At 69.6% G+C, this 15,663-nt stretch carries 13 protein-coding genes; 8 read left to right on the top strand and 5 right to left on the bottom strand.

Annotated features, from left to right (window positions below; translation table 11 throughout):
• Positions 1 to 239: 239 nt before the first annotated feature.
• The gene (locus BLV39_RS13420; protein ID WP_090790708.1) at positions 240 to 1,841 is read left to right on the top strand and encodes a hypothetical protein; all 1,602 of its coding nucleotides are present in this window, start codon (positions 240 to 242) and stop codon (positions 1,839 to 1,841) included.
• A gap of 3 nt (positions 1,842 to 1,844) precedes the next feature.
• Here BLV39_RS13420 and coaE read toward each other — a convergent pair whose 3' ends face one another.
• Both coaE and rpsA read right to left on the bottom strand, forming a co-directional pair.
• A complete protein-coding gene (gene coaE, locus BLV39_RS13415) occupies positions 1,845 to 3,017 on the bottom strand; it encodes a dephospho-CoA kinase (protein ID WP_090790706.1) in 1,173 nt (390 codons plus the stop codon).
• Positions 3,018 to 3,201: 184 nt separating this feature from the next.
• Positions 3,202 to 4,701 (bottom strand): 30S ribosomal protein S1, encoded by a 1,500-nt coding sequence (gene rpsA, locus BLV39_RS13410; protein WP_090790704.1) that lies wholly within the window; start codon positions 4,699 to 4,701, stop codon positions 3,202 to 3,204.
• Between the two features lie 261 nt (positions 4,702 to 4,962).
• Between rpsA and BLV39_RS13405 the strand changes: the two genes are divergently transcribed.
• The 5 genes from BLV39_RS13405 (at position 4,963) to BLV39_RS13390 (ending at position 8,411) form a co-directional block, all read left to right on the top strand.
• Positions 4,963 to 5,766, top strand: coding sequence for a class I SAM-dependent methyltransferase (locus BLV39_RS13405; protein WP_239083900.1), 804 nt, complete (start codon positions 4,963 to 4,965; stop codon positions 5,764 to 5,766).
• Between the two features lie 43 nt (positions 5,767 to 5,809).
• A complete protein-coding gene (locus BLV39_RS13400; protein ID WP_090790700.1) occupies positions 5,810 to 7,306 on the top strand; it encodes an amino acid permease in 1,497 nt (498 codons plus the stop codon).
• Positions 7,307 to 7,341: 35 nt separating this feature from the next.
• On the top strand, positions 7,342 to 7,545 hold the full coding sequence (locus tag BLV39_RS13395; protein ID WP_089253723.1) for a hypervirulence associated TUDOR domain-containing protein: 204 nt from the start codon (positions 7,342 to 7,344) through the stop codon (positions 7,543 to 7,545).
• Positions 7,538 to 7,690, top strand: a complete 153-nt coding sequence (locus tag BLV39_RS42320) for a DUF3140 domain-containing protein (protein ID WP_204082889.1) — start codon at positions 7,538 to 7,540, stop codon at positions 7,688 to 7,690. The genes BLV39_RS13395 and BLV39_RS42320 overlap by 8 nt, the downstream gene beginning before the upstream one ends.
• A 79-nt stretch (positions 7,691 to 7,769) precedes the next feature.
• The gene (locus BLV39_RS13390) at positions 7,770 to 8,411 is read left to right on the top strand and encodes a hypothetical protein (protein WP_090790699.1); all 642 of its coding nucleotides are present in this window, start codon (positions 7,770 to 7,772) and stop codon (positions 8,409 to 8,411) included.
• A 37-nt stretch (positions 8,412 to 8,448) separates the two neighbouring features.
• Here the strand turns inward: BLV39_RS13390 and BLV39_RS13385 are convergent, their stop codons facing one another.
• The gene (locus tag BLV39_RS13385; RefSeq protein WP_204082890.1) at positions 8,449 to 8,850 is read right to left on the bottom strand and encodes a hypothetical protein; all 402 of its coding nucleotides are present in this window, start codon (positions 8,848 to 8,850) and stop codon (positions 8,449 to 8,451) included.
• Between the two features lie 118 nt (positions 8,851 to 8,968).
• Entirely contained in the window at positions 8,969 to 11,656 is a 2,688-nt protein-coding gene (gene polA / locus BLV39_RS13380; RefSeq protein WP_204082891.1) for a DNA polymerase I, read from the bottom strand.
• A 343-nt stretch (positions 11,657 to 11,999) separates the two neighbouring features.
• Here polA and BLV39_RS13375 point away from each other — a divergent pair, with 343 nt between their 5' ends.
• The gene (locus tag BLV39_RS13375; RefSeq protein ID WP_090790693.1) at positions 12,000 to 12,341 is read left to right on the top strand and encodes a VOC family protein; all 342 of its coding nucleotides are present in this window, start codon (positions 12,000 to 12,002) and stop codon (positions 12,339 to 12,341) included.
• A 91-nt stretch (positions 12,342 to 12,432) separates the two neighbouring features.
• Positions 12,433 to 14,814, top strand: coding sequence for an ATP-binding cassette domain-containing protein (locus BLV39_RS13370; RefSeq protein ID WP_090790692.1), 2,382 nt, complete (start codon positions 12,433 to 12,435; stop codon positions 14,812 to 14,814).
• A 460-nt stretch (positions 14,815 to 15,274) separates the two neighbouring features.
• Here the strand turns inward: BLV39_RS13370 and BLV39_RS13360 are convergent, their stop codons facing one another.
• Entirely contained in the window at positions 15,275 to 15,460 is a 186-nt protein-coding gene (locus tag BLV39_RS13360; RefSeq protein ID WP_090790688.1) for a DUF1737 domain-containing protein, read from the bottom strand.
• Positions 15,461 to 15,663 lie beyond the last annotated feature (203 nt).

Here is a 15,663-nt window from a genome sequence, read left to right as displayed (position 1 = left end):
GGATAGGTCACCGCGTTACCGTTTGAGCGTAGGCCGCTCGCGGCGGCCGACCGGGTGCATGATCGGGCCTCCACACCGGCCGATCGTCCCCGGCGCTGTGGTTGCAGCCCCGACTACATCAGTCGGCGTGCGCACCCGACGCGGTCGCGCGCGATGCGCAGACCGGCCGCCGCGAGCGCCCTTACGTGCACCCTTCCCCCGCACGTCACCTCAGCCACGCATCCGCCGTTCAACCACGCGTGACCCTTTCTCGTCGTCCCGCGGAGCGCCGGCGCATCGTCGCGCTGGTCGCCCTCGTCTGCGTCTCCCTCGGATCGCTCGCCGGTCTGATCGGTGGCCTGGTGTCCTGCGCACCGAACAACGCGGCCACACAGTCGCGACCGCTGTCCGCGGCCGAGGCACAGCGGCTGTCCGAGATGCGGGTCACCAACTACCGGGACGAGCGCTCCGGCGTCAACGCGATCTGGGGCGAGGGCGACACCCAGGTCCGGGTCGCCGGCTGGGTCGACTGGAAGCGCGCACTGGCGTACCTGCGGGTCGGTGGTCCCGGAGCGGGCGACCAGCGTGGGCTGCTCCAGGCCGTACCCGGCGTGGTGGCGACCCGGCCCGCGACGCCGGCCGAAGCGGCCGCGGAGGCCGAGGCACCACGACCGAGCGACGCCACGAAGCCGGCGCCGCCGGTCGCCGAGCCGCCGGCCGATCCGCCCGCCGACGGCTGGCAACTCCGCAGTTGGACGCCCTCGGGGAAGTCCGCGACGCCGCTGGACACGTTCCTGTCGCTGGTGTTCGTGGTCGCCAACCCGAAGCCGGACCACGCCGACCTGCTGGCCAAGAGCGACGCACGATGGACGGGCACGGACCGCATCGGGGGTACGACGGTCGACGTGCTGCTCGGCCCCGCGGTCCCGCCGCAGCCGCTGCCCACCGCCACCCCGTCGGCCAAGGCACCAGCGAAGACGACGGCGTCCGGAAGCCCGAGCCCCAGCGCCACCGTCAGCCCGACCCCGTCACGCACCGCCCCGCCGACCGCCCTCGACGAGCTCGGCGGCGCCCTGCGCTACTGGCTCGACCCGACCGCCAAGCTCCGCCGGTTCGAGGCGCTCCTGCCGGGCAACATCTCGGCGCGGGTCGACCTCGACCGCACGAACCGCACCGAGGTCAACGCCGTCGCGTCGTTCGGCGGGCGCACGATCACGCCGCGTGCGCCCAGCAAGACCGAGGCCGCCCTGCTGGCCAAGATGCGCCAGCGCAACCACGACCGGAACGGCGCGAAGTTCACCGTCGACGTGCCCACCCTGCCCGTCGCCAACCTGCGCGGCAGCGGCTGGCTGGACTGGAACAACACGGTCGCGTACGTGGCGGTGCACGACGTCCGCAAGCCCACCGACGTGGCGTTCCTGCGGGCCGACACGGCCGGGGTGGCGTTCCAGACGAAGACCGGCAAGGCGATCGAGGAGCCGCCGGTGCCCGCACCGGACACCGGCTGGACGTTCCAGGCCTGGGCGCAGCGCGCCGACGCCCGCGGCGGCCTCGACATCGACCTGCTGCTCGGCGAGGCGCTCGCGGTGGCCGCGCCGACCCAGGACAGTGCGAGCTTCTTCGAGGAGCACGCCTCGTTCCTGCGCAAGGACACCGTCGACGGGGTCAAGGTGACCGTGTTCGAGATCGCCAAGCCGGCCGAGCAGGGCAACATCGGCCGCGGCCAGGCCCGGATGCGCTACTGGCTCGACAAGACCGGCGCGATCCAGCGGCTGGAGGCGCGTACCCGGGCCGGCACCTACGGCCAGATCGACTTCATCGACGGCACGGTGCCGACGCTGCCCACCGGGCAGCTCGGCTAGAACCTAGGGGCGCCAGTGCGTCCGGGCCGCCCACGCGTCGGCCCGGACGTAGAGCTCGTCGAAGAACGGCTCCTTGGCGTCGAGGTAGTCGTCGATCGGCCGGCCCGCGTTGGCCCGCTTGACCGCGGCGTACGCGTCGCGGTCGGCGGAGTCGGCGCGCAGGTGGTCGCGCAGCAGCAGCGCAGTGCGCCAGCCCGGCGAACCCGCCACCCGGACATGCAGGTTGACCCGCCGGCCCGGGTCGGCGTTGGCGTGCATCCGCTTCTCCCACGGCCCGGCGTCCGGCGGCTTCGGCCGGTCCTGGTAGACGCCCGGTTTGCGCGGAAAGCCGGCCCGGGTCAGTGGTTCTGCGAGCGCGTCGGCCTCGGCCAGCGAGTCGACGGTCAGCATGATGTCGACGACGTCCTTGGCGGGCAGCCCGGGCACGGCGGTCGAGCCGATGTGGTCGATCCGGTGCGCGCCACCGACGCGGCGCAGGATCCGGGCCGCCAGCCGCTCGTACTGCTGCGGCCAGGTCGGGTCGTAGTCGACCAACGTCGCCAGCGGGTCCTTGTCGGCCCAGCGGCCGGCGCGCACGTTCGCCTCGAAATCCACCAGGCGGTCGGTCCACAGTGCGTCGACCGCGGCAGCCAACGCCTCCGGCGCGCCGCTGTTGTCGAGCACCACGTCGGCGGCCGCGCGCCGGGCGGTGTCGTCGATCTGCGCCGCGATCCGGGCCGCCGCGTCCGCCGCGGTCATCCCCCGGTCGCGCACCAGCCGCTCGATCCGCACCTCCGGCGTGGCGTCGACGACCACGACCAGGTGGTACGAGGCACCGAGTCCACCTTCGACCAGCAGCGGCACGTCGTTGACGATGATCGTGTCCGGCGGAGCCGCGGCGGCGAGCTCCGCGCTGCGTGCCCGGATCAGCGGGTGCAGGATGCCTTCGAGCCGCTTGCGGGCGGTGGGATCGCCGAACACCACCCGGCCGAGCGCCGCCCGGTCGAGCGCGCCGTCGGCGGAGAGCACGTCCGGCCCGAACGCCGCGACCACCTCGGCCAGCCCGGCCGTGCCCGGCTCGACCACCTCGCGCGCCAGCCGATCAGAGTCGATCACCAAAGCACCGGCCGCCGCGAACCGCGAAGCCGCCGCGCTCTTCCCGGCACCGATCCCGCCGGTCAACCCCACCTGCAACACGCCCGCCAGGCTAACAAGAACAACGGCCAGCCAAAGCCGGCGCGGGACGGCCGACCGCCGCAAACGGCGCCAGCGGCGCGAGACCACCGCCGTGGGGTGTCCGGGGGCTCGGCCCCCGGAGCAGGCATAAAGGAAGAGTCCCCCCGGTCCGCGCTTTCCGCGGACAGGGGGGACCCGTCAACTCTTACTTACCGGCCAGCTTCTCGCGAAGCGCGGCGAGCGCCTCGTCCGTGGCCAGCGTGCCCGCGGGCTCCTCAGCCGCACGAGCCGGCGACGAAGAGGACGACGAGGAGGACGACGTCGCGCCACCCTGACCGGCCGGAGCCGGCGGAGCCGCGGCGGCCTCGGCGTCGGCGGCGCGGGACGACACAACCTGCTTGGTGTGCGCCTCCCACCGCAGACGAGCCTCGGCGTACTGCGTCTCCCAGGTCTCGCGCTGCTTGTCGAAGCCCTCGAGCCACTCACCCGTCTCCGGGTCGAAGCCGTCGGGGTAGATGTAGTTGCCCTCGTTGTCGTACGTCGCAGCCATGCCGTAGAGGGTCGGGTCGAAGTGCTCCTCGCCCTCGACAAAGCCCTCGTTGGCCTGCTTGAGCGACAGCGAGATCCGCCGACGCTCGAGGTCGATGTCGATGACCTTGACCATGACATCGGAGCCGACCTGGACAACCTGCTCCGGGATCTCCACGTGGCGCTCGGCCAGCTCGGAGATGTGCACCAGACCCTCGATGCCGTCGTCGACCCGGACGAACGCACCGAACGGCACCAGCTTGGTGACCTTGCCCGGCACGATCTGCTGGATCGCGTGGGTGCGAGCGAACTGACGCCACGGGTCTTCCTGCGTCGCCTTCAGCGACAGGGAAACCCGCTCCCGGTCCAGGTCGACGTCGAGAACCTCGACCTCGACCTCCTGGCCCACCTCGACAACCTCGGACGGGTGGTCGATGTGCTTCCAGGACAGCTCGGAGACGTGCACCAGACCGTCGACGCCGCCCAGGTCGACGAACGCGCCGAAGTTGACGATCGACGAGACCACGCCCTTGCGGACCTGGCCCTTCTGGAGCTTGTTGAGGAACTCGGTGCGCACCTCGGACTGCGTCTGCTCGAGCCAGGCGCGGCGCGACAGAACCACGTTGTTGCGGTTCTTGTCGAGCTCTATGATCTTCGCCTCGAGCTCGCGGCCCACATACGGCTGCAGGTCCCGGACCCGCCGCATCTCGACGAGGGACGCGGGCAGGAAGCCCCGCAGACCGATGTCGAGGATCAGACCACCCTTGACCACCTCGATGACCGAGCCGCGAACGACCCCGTCCTCTTCCTTGATCTTCTCGATGGTGCCCCACGCACGCTCGTACTGCGCGCGCTTCTTCGAGAGGATCAGACGACCTTCCTTGTCCTCCTTCTGGAGAACGAGGGCCTCGATGTGGTCACCGACCGACACCACCTCGGCGGGGTCGACGTCGTGCTTGATCGACAACTCACGAGAGGGGATCACGCCCTCGGTCTTGTAGCCGATGTCGAGCAGGACCTCGTCCCGATCGACCTTGACGACGGTGCCTTCGACAATGTCGCCGTCGTTGAAGTACTTGATGGTCTCGTCGATCGCGGCGAGGAAAGCTTCCTCAGAACCGATATCGTCGATGGTGACCTTGTTTGCGCTCGAGGTGGTCTCGATGCTGCTCGTCATGTGGGCGGTTGCTCCGGTCGGATGGTGTGTCACAGCTGCGGTGCGGGTAGCTAATGACCTGTGTGCGCCAGCGAATTGGTCGTAAGGCACACCGCAACGATCGCCCAAGATCATTGATGGTGTCCGTGGACCGCGGACGCCTGCTCCCTGCCGAGGCACACAATCCGCGTGCGCATCGACTAGCTTACCGTGCGCATTACCACAGCGTGCAAGCCCTCCCCAAGCCGCGCCGTCGACGTACCGCGTGATGGGGTGGTCACCGTGTCTGACGACGATCCCGGAGTGGGCCGGCGCGCGGTGACCGACGCCGAGGCGCGGCGAGCCAGTCGTGGCTGGTGGGACAAGGATGCCGACGCCTACCAGGCTGAGCACGGCATCTTCCTGGGCGAGGTCGAGTTCCGCTGGTGCCCCGAGGGGTTGCGGGAGTCGGACGCACATCTGCTGGGGCCCGTCGCCGGTCGGCGGATCATCGAGGTCGGCGCGGGTGCCGCGGCCGCCTCGCGCTGGCTGGCCGCGGCGGGTGCCATGGTGGTCGCGACCGATCTGTCCGCCGGCATGCTGCGGCACGCTGTGACCGGGAACACAGCATCCGGCGTACGCCTGCCGCTGGTCCAGGCCGACGCGCTGGCGCTGCCGTTCCGCGATGAATCGTTCGATATCGCCTTCACCGCCTTCGGCGCGGTGCCGTTCGTGGCCGACTCGGAGGCACTGATGCGCGAGGTGTTTCGCGTGGTGCGCCCGGGTGGGCGGTGGGTGTTCGCGGTGACCCACCCGATGCGGTGGATCTTCCTGGACGACCCGGGCGAGGGCGGGCTGGTGGCGGTGCACTCCTACTTCGACCGCCGGCCGTATGTGGAGACCACCCCGGCCGGTGTACCGACCTACGTCGAGCAGCACCGTACGCTCGGCGACCGGATCCGGGAGCTCGTCGCCGCCGGCTTCGTCCTCGAGGATCTGATCGAGCCGGAGTGGCCCGAAGGGCACGAGGCGATCTGGGGCCAGTGGAGCCCGTTGCGCGGCCGACTCTTCCCCGGCACGGCGATCTTCGTGGCGGGAAGGCCCTAGCTTCGCGCTGCGGTTCCCGGCCCGCGGGATGAGAATCGCATTCATGGCCTTCTCCGTCTTGCGCACCAAGAGCATCGAGCGGTCCATTGCGGAGACCGACGAGCCAGGTCACAAGCTCAAGCGCGAGCTCAGCGCGCTCGACCTGACGGTCTTCGGGGTCGGGGTGATCGTGGGTACGGGAATCTTCGTGCTCACCGGCCAACAGGCGGCCCGCAACGCCGGCCCGGCCATCATCATCTCGTTCCTGCTCGCCGCGGTCGTCTGCGCGCTCGCCGCACTCTGTTACGCGGAGTTCGCCTCGACGGTGCCGGTGGCCGGCAGCGCGTACACCTTCGGCTATGCCACCCTCGGCGAGCTCGTGGCCTGGATCATCGGCTGGGACCTGGTGCTGGAGCTGGGCCTGGGCGCGGCGGTGGTGGCGCGCGGCTGGAGCGCGTACCTGCAGACGCTGTTCGACCTGCCGCCCTGGCTCGCCGGCGACACGGCCGCACCCGACTGGGGCGCGATGGCCATCGTGGCGCTGCTGACCGTCGTCGGCGTGGTCGGCACGAAGCTGTCCGGACGGGTCACCGGCCTGCTGGTCGCGATCAAGATCGCGGTGGTGCTGTTCGTGATCGGCCTCGGGCTGTTCTACATCAAGTCCTCGAACCTGACGCCATTCGTGCCGCCGGCGCAGCCCACGCAGGGGGCGTCCGGTGGTGAGGAGCCCTTGTTGCAGGCGCTGCTCGGCATCGTGCCGCAACAGTTCGGCTTCTTCGGCATCGTGGCGGCGGCGTCGATCGTCTTCTTCGCGTACATCGGCTTCGACGTGGTCGCGACCACCGCCGAGGAGACCCGCAACCCGCAGCGCGACATGCCCCGCGGAATCCTGTGGTCACTCGGCATCTGCGCTGTGCTCTATATGGCCGTCGCGTTCGTAGTGACCGGAATGGCAAAATACTCGTCATTGGACACCGGAGCGCCACTGGCCAAGGCCTTCAGCGACGTCGGTGTGGAGTGGGCGTCCAAAGTGATCTCGCTGGGCGCGATCTGCGGCATCACCACGGTGATCCTGGTGCTGCTGCTCGGCCAGTCCCGGGTGCTGTTCGCGATGTCGCGCGACAACCTGCTGCCGCCGTCGCTGGCCCGGGTGCACCCGCGGTTCGGCACCCCTTGGCTGATCACCATCGGCACGGGCGTCGTGGTGATGCTGATGGCGGGCTTCGTGCCGCTGGCCAAGCTGTCTGAGCTCACGTCGATCGGCACCCTGTTCGCGTTCGTGGTGGTGGCGCTCGGTGTGATCGTCCTGCGCCGGACCCGACCGGATCTGCCACGCTCCTTCCGTACACCATGGGTCCCGTTCATCCCGATCCTCGCCGTGGTGGCCTGCCTGTGGCTGATGATCAACCTGCCGGTCGACACGTGGATCAGGTTCGTCATCTGGATGGCGATCGGCTTCGTGCTCTATTTCGCGTACGGGATGCACGCCGCCGGTCGCCGCCGCGCGGCGGAGGCCGCCGAGACGCCGGCTCCGATCTCACGCCCGCACGACCACGCCTAAAGTTTTGTCCGTTTTCAACCGGGTATGCGCTTCTCATGGGACTCCACAAGGGCGACAAGGTGAGCTGGCAGAGCCACGGCCAGCGGGTACGCGGAACGGTCGAGGAGCGGATCACGTCAAGGCGGTCGGCGGCCGGCCGCACCGTGGACGCGTCGGCCGAGGAGCCGCAGTACCGGGTCCGCAGCGACAAGACGGGCCGGGACGCGGTGCACACCGAGGAAGCGCTGCGCCGTGAGTGACGAGGTGGCCGACTTCGGGTCGGCCGCCGGTGAGCTGGAGCGCTGGCTGGCCACGGACAACTCACGCACGTCCGGCCAGAAACCGTCGAGCGGCGGCGAGTCGGGCCGGCGCATCGTGGCTCTGAAGCCCACCTGCGCAAGGTAGTCGGCTACGCGATGCGCCACTCGGCACTCAAGTACTGACGTCAGGCGTCCGATCGTGTTCGACTTCCGCTGTGATCAGAATGCAGGCGGTCATCGCGGTACCCACTCTTGAGGCGGCCTTGCCCTGGCCGGTGGCTGCGGCGGCTCCGCCGTCGTGGCTGGTGGTCGACGGCGACCGCACCGAGGCTGAGGTCGGTCTGTTCCTGGCCGCCGCCGCGGATGGCCTGGACGTGCCGCCCTCCGCCGGACGCGACGAGATCGTGGACCTGGTGGTGTCGGCGGAGACGCTCCTGATTCTGGGCGGGGTCCGGCTGCACGACAGTGAGACCGGAGCGATGGTCGAACCGGGTTGCTGCAACGACCTGAATGATTGGCGCGAGTGGTTGCTGGTCGACGCGGGCCGCCCACCGTCGTGGCTCGGCCATGACCCGAGCCCGGAGGTCGAGTTCATCGGTGATCTGGTTCGGGTCTGGCAGGACTCCGTGGCGAAGCGCGACCAGGGACCGCGGGCCGGCCTGCATGTCGACCTCGCACGCGCGGCGGTGTCAGCCCAACTCCACGCGGTTCAGGCGGACCTCGTCGGTTTCCTCGCGACGCTCACCACCTGGGCGGAGGACGCAGGGCTCGGCGCCCGCGTGCCGGCCTTGATCGAGACCATCGACCGCCACCTCGCGATCTCGGCGCCCTTGGACCTGGACGAGTGGGTACGCGGCCAACGCTGAGTCGGCGACGTCGTAGCGGTGGTGGGCTACGACCCCCTCAAGTCCTGACGTGGCCGCGCCACCATGCTTCGTCCCCGTCCAGGTCTTCGCTCTCCATGAGCTCGAGCCCAGCCGCGTCCAAGGGGGCCGCCGGCCCACGTGCCGCGACCGCGCGCACCTCTTGTGGCAGGCCGACTCCGTGCGCCTCCACGTAGTGCGCCAGCCCTTCAGGCCAGACGAAGTGCTCGCCGTCAGTCTGTTCTGAGCTGCCGTTGCTGGCGCCGCAGAAGCGGCAGAGGGAGAACCCAGCGCAGGCGACGAAGTGCGTGCCGGACCTGAGGTAGGCCACCAGCATCTCCCGCTCCGCCGCTTCGAGCGTCGGGTCGACGAAGCCGCGGACGTCAGGCCACCCCTCGTCCCGAGCTTCCGGCCCGTCCCAGTAACCGATCAGCCGAAGCACCTTGCCGCCCACCCGCTCCCGTCGACCGCAGAGAAGAGACCCCGACCCCCGACCCCGCCGCCCGGCGGTCGAGACGCCGAAGTCGCCGCATCAGCGACTCGCGCCCGGCGTTGCGCTGCTAGTGGTCGGCGCTGTTCCAGTCGCGGCCCAGGCCGACCGACACCTCCAGCGGCACCGCGAGCGGATATGCCCCGCCCATCGCGCCGCGGACCAGGGCTTCGAGCTGCTCCCGCTCCCCCTCCGCGACCTCGAAGACGAGCTCGTCGTGGACCTGGAGCAGCATCCGCGACCGTAGGCCGGCTTCCTTGATGGCCTCGTCGACGCGGAGCATCGCGACCTTGATGATGTCGGCGGCCGAGCCTTGGATCGGGGCGTTGAGCGCCATCCGTTCGGCCATCTCGCGGCGTTGGCGGTTGTCGCTGATCAGGTCCGGTAGGTAGCGGCGGCGGCCGAGGATGGTTTCGGTGTAGCCGTCCTGGCGGGCCCGGTCGACGATCGCCCGCAGGTAGTCGCGGACTCCGCCGAAACGGTCGAAGTACTCGTCCATGAGGCCGCGGGCCTCTTCGGCGGCGATGCCTAGCTGCTGGGAGAGGCCGTAGACGCTCAGCCCGTACGCCAGGCCGTAGTTCATCGCCTTGATCTTGCGCCGGTGGTCGGCGGTGACGTCGGCGAGGGGCATCGCGAAGACCGAGGAGGCCGTCGCCGCGTGGAAGTCGGCGCCTGAGTTGAAGGCGTCGATCAGCGCCTGGTCCTTGGACAGGTCGGCCATGATCCGCATTTCGATCTGGCTGTAGTCGGCCGTCAGCAGCGTCTCGTAGCCCTCGCCGACGACGAAGGCCCGCCTGATCCGCCGGCCCTCTTCGGTGCGGATCGGGATGTTCTGGAGGTTGGGGTCGGTCGACGAGAGCCGACCCGTGGCCGCGACGGTCTGGAAGTAGGTGGTGTGGATGCGGCCGTCGTCGGACACCGACTTGAGCAGTCCGTCCACCGTGGACTTGAGCTTGGCGACGTCACGGTGCCGCAGCAGGTGCTCCAGCAAAGGGTCGCCGGTCTGCGCGAACAGGCCCTGCAAGGCGTCGGCGTCGGTCGTGTAGCCGGACTTGATCCGCCGGGTCTTGGGCAGCTCGCGCTCGGTGAACAGGATCTCCTGGAGCTGCTTGGGCGAGCCCAGGTTGAACTCCCGGCCGTGCACCGCGTAGGCCGCCTGTGCCGACGCCTTCACCTCGGCCGCGAAGTGCGCCTCGATGTCGGTGAGGTATTCGGTGTCGGCCGCGATGCCGACCTGCTCCATGCGGGCCAGCACCTCCGACAGCGGCAGCTCGACGTCGGCCATCAGGCGGATCGAGAGCTCGCCGTCGCGGGACAGCTCGGCGTCGATCGCGTCGGCCAGGTCGAGGGTCGCGCGGGCGTGCAGCATCAGGTTCTGCTCGACGACGCCCTCGTCGTCGCCCAGGCCGTCGAGGGTGAGCTGGCCGGTCTCGGGGACGTCGACGCGTAGCTCGCGGTGCAGATAGCGCAGCGCCAGGTCGGCCAGGTCGTAGGTGCGCTGATCGGGACGGGCCAGGTAGGCCGCGATCGCCGTGTCGCGGGCGACGCCCTGCAACCCCCAGCCGCGGGCGGAGAACGAGAGTCGGGCCGGCTTGCTGTCGTGCAGCACCTTGGGGTGCTCTGCGGAGTCGAGCCAGGCCGCGACCGCCTGCTCGTCGGCCGGCTCGAGCTGGGTCGGGTCGAACCAGGCGGCCGGTCCGTCGGCGGTGGCCAAGGCGATGCCGGTCAGCTCGCCGGTGCCCCGGCCGAACCGCCCCGCGACGGCCACGCCGGTCGGCACGCCGGGCCGCACGTGCTCGGTCAGCCAGGGAGCGACGCCACCCGCCGCGAGGATCTCCCCGAACAGGTCGAAGCCGGCTTCGGCCTCGGGCTCGACCGCGTCGAGGTATTGGTACAGGCGCTCGCGCAGCACCCGGAACTCGAGAGCGTCGAAGATCTCGTGGACGGCCTCGCGGTCCCAACCGTGCCAGCGCGCGTCTTCGGGACCCATCGGCAGCTCGAGGTCGCAGACCAGCGCGTTGAGCTCGTAGTTGCGGATCACGTTGGACAGGTTGGCGCGCAGGCTCTCGCCCGCCTTGCCCTTGATCTTGTCGGCGTTGGCGATCACGCCGTCGATCCCGCCGTACTCCTTGATCCATTTGGCGGCGGTCTTGTCGCCCACCCCGGGCACGCCCGGCAGGTTGTCGCTGGTCTCGCCGACCAGGGCGGCCTTGTCCCGGTAGCGCGTCGGCGGCACGAAGTATTTGGCCTCGACCGCCTCGGGGTTCATCCGCCACACCTCGGACACGCCGCGCACGGGGTAGAGAACGGTGACATGCTCGTCGACCAACTGGAACGCGTCACGGTCGCCGGACGAGATGATCACCTCCATGCCCGCCGCACGCGCCTGCGTGGTCAACGTGCCGATCACGTCGTCGGCCTCGTAGCCCGGCTTCTCCACCACCGGGATGCGCAGCGCCGCGAGCACCTCTTTGACCAGGCTGACCTGCCCCTGGAACGGCTTGGGCGTCTCAGCGCGCCCGGCCTTGTATTCGGCGTAACGCTCGGTGCGGAACGACTGCCGCGACACGTCGAAGGACACGATGATGTGCGTCGGCTTCTCGTCGCGCAGCATGTTGATCAGCATCGACGTGAACCCGAACACCGCGTTCGTCGACTGCCCGGTCGCGGTGGAGAAGTTCTCCACCGGCAGGGCGTGAAACGCACGGTAGGCCAACGAGTGGCCATCAAGCAGCAGGATCCGGGGCTGGTCGCTCACCCGAGCGATGCTAGTCGCCGGGTCCGACAAGATGCCGACCGGACCCGAGCAGTTTGGCCCCGGTTGTCCGGATCACCAAACCCTGTCGATAACGAACCCGTCCGGCGAGCCAGATCAAGAGCCCGATCAAGATCAGATTCTCCCGGGTCCGCGATGGTCCGGACCGTCGCTCCCGCCGGGGACCGCTCGCTTCGCTTCGCTGCCAGGTCCGCGACACACGACCGAAGGCTGGACCTCACCCGTTCGCGGCCCGCCGGCGTACCGGTCAGGATTCGAGAAGCCCTGGCCAGGGTGTCACGGTTAGCGTCGAGGTCGAACCGAACGACGACTTCAGGAGTGACGAATGAGTTCCACACAGGGGATCAAGACCGTGCTGCACCCCGTCTCCGACCTGGCCAAGGCCAAAGAGGTCTACACCGCCCTGCTCGGCATCGAGCCGCAGGCGGACGCGCCGTACTACGTCGGCTACGACGTCGAGGGCCAGCACATCGGCCTGGTGCCGGGCCGCACCACGGCCGGTCCCGTCGCCTACTGGCACGTGGCCGACATCGAGGCGAAGCTGGCCGAGGTGACCGCCGCGGGCGCGACCGTGAACGAGGCCGCACGCGACGTCGGCGGCGGTCGCCTGGTGGCCACCTTCACCGACCCGGACGGCAACGTGCTCGGTCTGTTGCAGGACAGCTGACGACTTGGTGCCCCGTGGGGTGTCGTACCCCACGGGTACCTTGACTGACCTGCCCGAGCCCACGACACCGCCTGATGAGGATGGAGACACGATGAGCACGGCCTCGAGGTCGCAGACCCGGTCGCACGTCGCCGACAGCCACGACCTGATCCGCGTGCAGGGTGCGCGCGAGAACAACCTCAAGGACGTGACCATCGAGATCCCGAAGCGCCGGCTCACGGTGTTCACCGGGGTCTCCGGCTCGGGCAAGAGCTCGCTCGTGTTCAGCACGATCGCCGCCGAGTCGCAGCGGATGATCAACGAGACCTACAGCGCGTTCGTCCAGGGCTTCATGCCCAACCTGTCGCGGCCCGAGGTCGACCTGCTCGACGGCCTGACCACCGCGATCATCGTCGACCAGGAGCGGATGGGTGCCAACCCCCGCTCCACGGTCGGCACCGCCACCGACGCCAACGCGATGCTGCGCATCCTGTTCAGCCGGCTCGGCACGCCACACATCGGCTCGCCCAACGCATACTCCTTCAATGTCCCGTCGGTGCGGGCCAGCGGCGCGATCACCGTCGAGCGCGGCGGCAAGACCAAGGCGGAGAAGGCGACCTTCAACCGGCTCGGCGGCATGTGCCCGCGCTGCGAGGGCATGGGCTCGGTCACCGACTTCGACCTGACCGCGCTCTACGACGCCAGCCTGTCGCTCAACGAGGGCGCGCTCACGGTGCCGGGCTACAGCATGGAGGGCTGGTACGGCCGGATCTTCCGGGGCTCGGGCTTCTTCGACCCTGACAAGCCGATCGCCAAATACAACAAGCGCGAGCTGCACGACCTCCTGCACAAGGAGCCGACCAAGATCAAGGTCGAGGGCATCAACCTGACGTACGAGGGGCTGATCCCGAAGGTCCAGAAGTCGATCCTGTCGAAGGACGTCGACGCCCTCCAGCCGCACCTACGCGCGTTCGTGGAGCGGGCGGTCACGTTCCAGACCTGCCCCGACTGCGACGGCACCCGGCTGGCCCCCGAGGCCCGATCGTCGAAGATCAAGGGAAAGAACATCGCCGACGTCTGCGCGATGCAGATCAGCGACCTGGCCGACTGGATCCGCGACCTGGACGAGCCATCGGTGGCGCCGCTACTCACCGGCCTCCAGCACCTCCTCGACTCGTTCGCCGAGATCGGCCTGGGCTACCTCTCGCTGGACCGCCCGGCCGGCACCCTGTCCGGCGGCGAGGCCCAACGCACCAAGATGATCCGCCACCTGGGCTCCGCGCTGACCGACGTCACCTACGTCTTCGACGAGCCCACCATCGGCCTGCACCCCCACGACATCGCGCGGATGAACGACCTGCTCCTGCGCCTGCGCGACAAGGGCAACACGGTGCTGGTCGTCGAGCACAAGCCCGAGACGATCGCGATCGCCGACCACGTGGTCGACCTGGGCCCGGGCGCCGGCAGCTTCGGCGGCGAGGTCGTCTTCGAAGGCTCGCTCGAAGGCCTGCGCAAGTCGGACACACTGACCGGCCGCCACCTCGACGACCGAGCTTCGGTGAAGCCAACGGTGCGCAAGCCCTCCGGAACGCTGCCCGTACGCGGCGCGAACACCCACAACCTCCGCGACGTCTCGGTCGACATCCCGCTGGGCGTCCTGGTCGTGGTGACGGGCGTGGCGGGCTCGGGCAAGAGCTCCCTGATCCACGGCTCGGTCTCCGGCGGCGATGGCGTGGTCACGATCGACCAGACCGGCATCCGCGGCTCACGCCGCAGCAACCCGGCCACCTACACGGGCCTGCTGGAGCCGATCCGCAAGGCCTTCGCGAAGGCCAACGGCGTCAAACCGGCCCTGTTCAGCGCCAACTCGGAAGGCGCCTGCCCCACCTGCAACGGCGCCGGCGTGATCTACACAGACCTAGGCGTCATGGCCACGGTCGAGTCGACCTGCGAGGAATGCGAAGGCAAACGCTTCCAGGCCTCGGTCCTCGAATACCACCTGGGCGGCCGCGACATCAGCGAGGTCCTGGCGATGTCGGTGACAGAGGCGGAAGAGTTCTTCTCGGCAGGCGAGGCGAACACCCCCGCGGCCCACAAGATCCTGGACCGCCTGGCCGACGTAGGCCTCGGCTACCTACGCCTGGGCCAACCCCTGACCACCCTCTCGGGCGGAGAACGCCAACGCCTGAAACTAGCCACCCACATGGGCGAAAAGGGCGGGGTCTACATCCTCGACGAGCCAACCACGGGCCTACACCTGGCCGACGTGGAGCAACTCCTCGGCCTACTGGACCGCCTGGTAGACGCCGGCAAGTCGGTCATCGTCATCGAACACCACCAGGCCGTGATGGCTCACGCGGACTGGCTCATCGACCTAGGCCCAGGAGCCGGCCACGACGGCGGCCTGGTCGTCTTCGAGGGCACGCCCGCCGACCTGGTAGCCGACCGCTCAACCCTGACCGGCGAACACCTGGCGGCCTACATCGGCGGCTGAACCGCCGCCGCCGGCGACCACACCGATCTGTCCGCGCCCGCCTGAAAGGCTTCCCGCCCAGACCCACGTCGGCAATCAGGTCCCACGTCGTGGCTTAGCCCGCGTCGTGGGTTGGGCCCGCGTCGTGGGTTAGGCCCGCGTCGTGGGTTAGGCCCGCGCCGCGGGTTAGGCCCGCGTCGTGGGTTAGGCCCGCGCCGCGGGTTAGGCCCGCGTCGTGGGTTGGGCCAGGCAGCGTCTGGGCGCGCTCGCCGCGGCCGGCGGTCGCGGGAGATTGCGCGCCGGAGTGGAGGTTGCCCCGCCAGGTGCGCGCTGCCGAGTTGCTGCAAGGTTCAGTCACTGGTTGGCGTCCGCCTGCCGAGCGTGCGCCCAGGCGCAAAACTCAGCCGCCCAACGCGTGGAGGTTTCTTCGGCGCGATTCCTGCGGCCCTGCCGGACCGGACCGGAGCGCCGCCACGCTTGGCTAGGCGTCCAGCCAGACCAGGGCTTGAGCAACGATGACGTTTTCGCCGTTGAACGTTACGGTCGGGCTGCCGTGGAGCCGGAAGCCTAGGTCGAGCACCTCGCTGACGCGGCGGCAGAATCTCTCGTCGTCGGGTCCGGTTAGCACGCGATATCGCGGCAAACCGTTCGGTGGGCCCTCCGCCATACCTTTACCTCCCGCGTCGCGCCTGGTGAAGATCCACTCAGACGCTACTCCAGAACCTCGCCAAGATCATCTGCTTGGTGGCCCGAGGATCCGTCGATCGACGGCGGCCATGATCACTCCGGGACAGCGGAGCGCGTGCGAGGTCGCCGCCCGCGTGCACCGCGGACCTGGCATTCGTAGCGGCAAGAGCGGCCCCAGGAGGG

It is taken from the genome of Asanoa ishikariensis (assembly GCF_900107455.1).
GTDB classification, from domain to species: domain Bacteria; phylum Actinomycetota; class Actinomycetes; order Mycobacteriales; family Micromonosporaceae; genus Asanoa; species Asanoa ishikariensis.
This window is presented reverse-complemented; position numbering and strand designations above follow the sequence as displayed.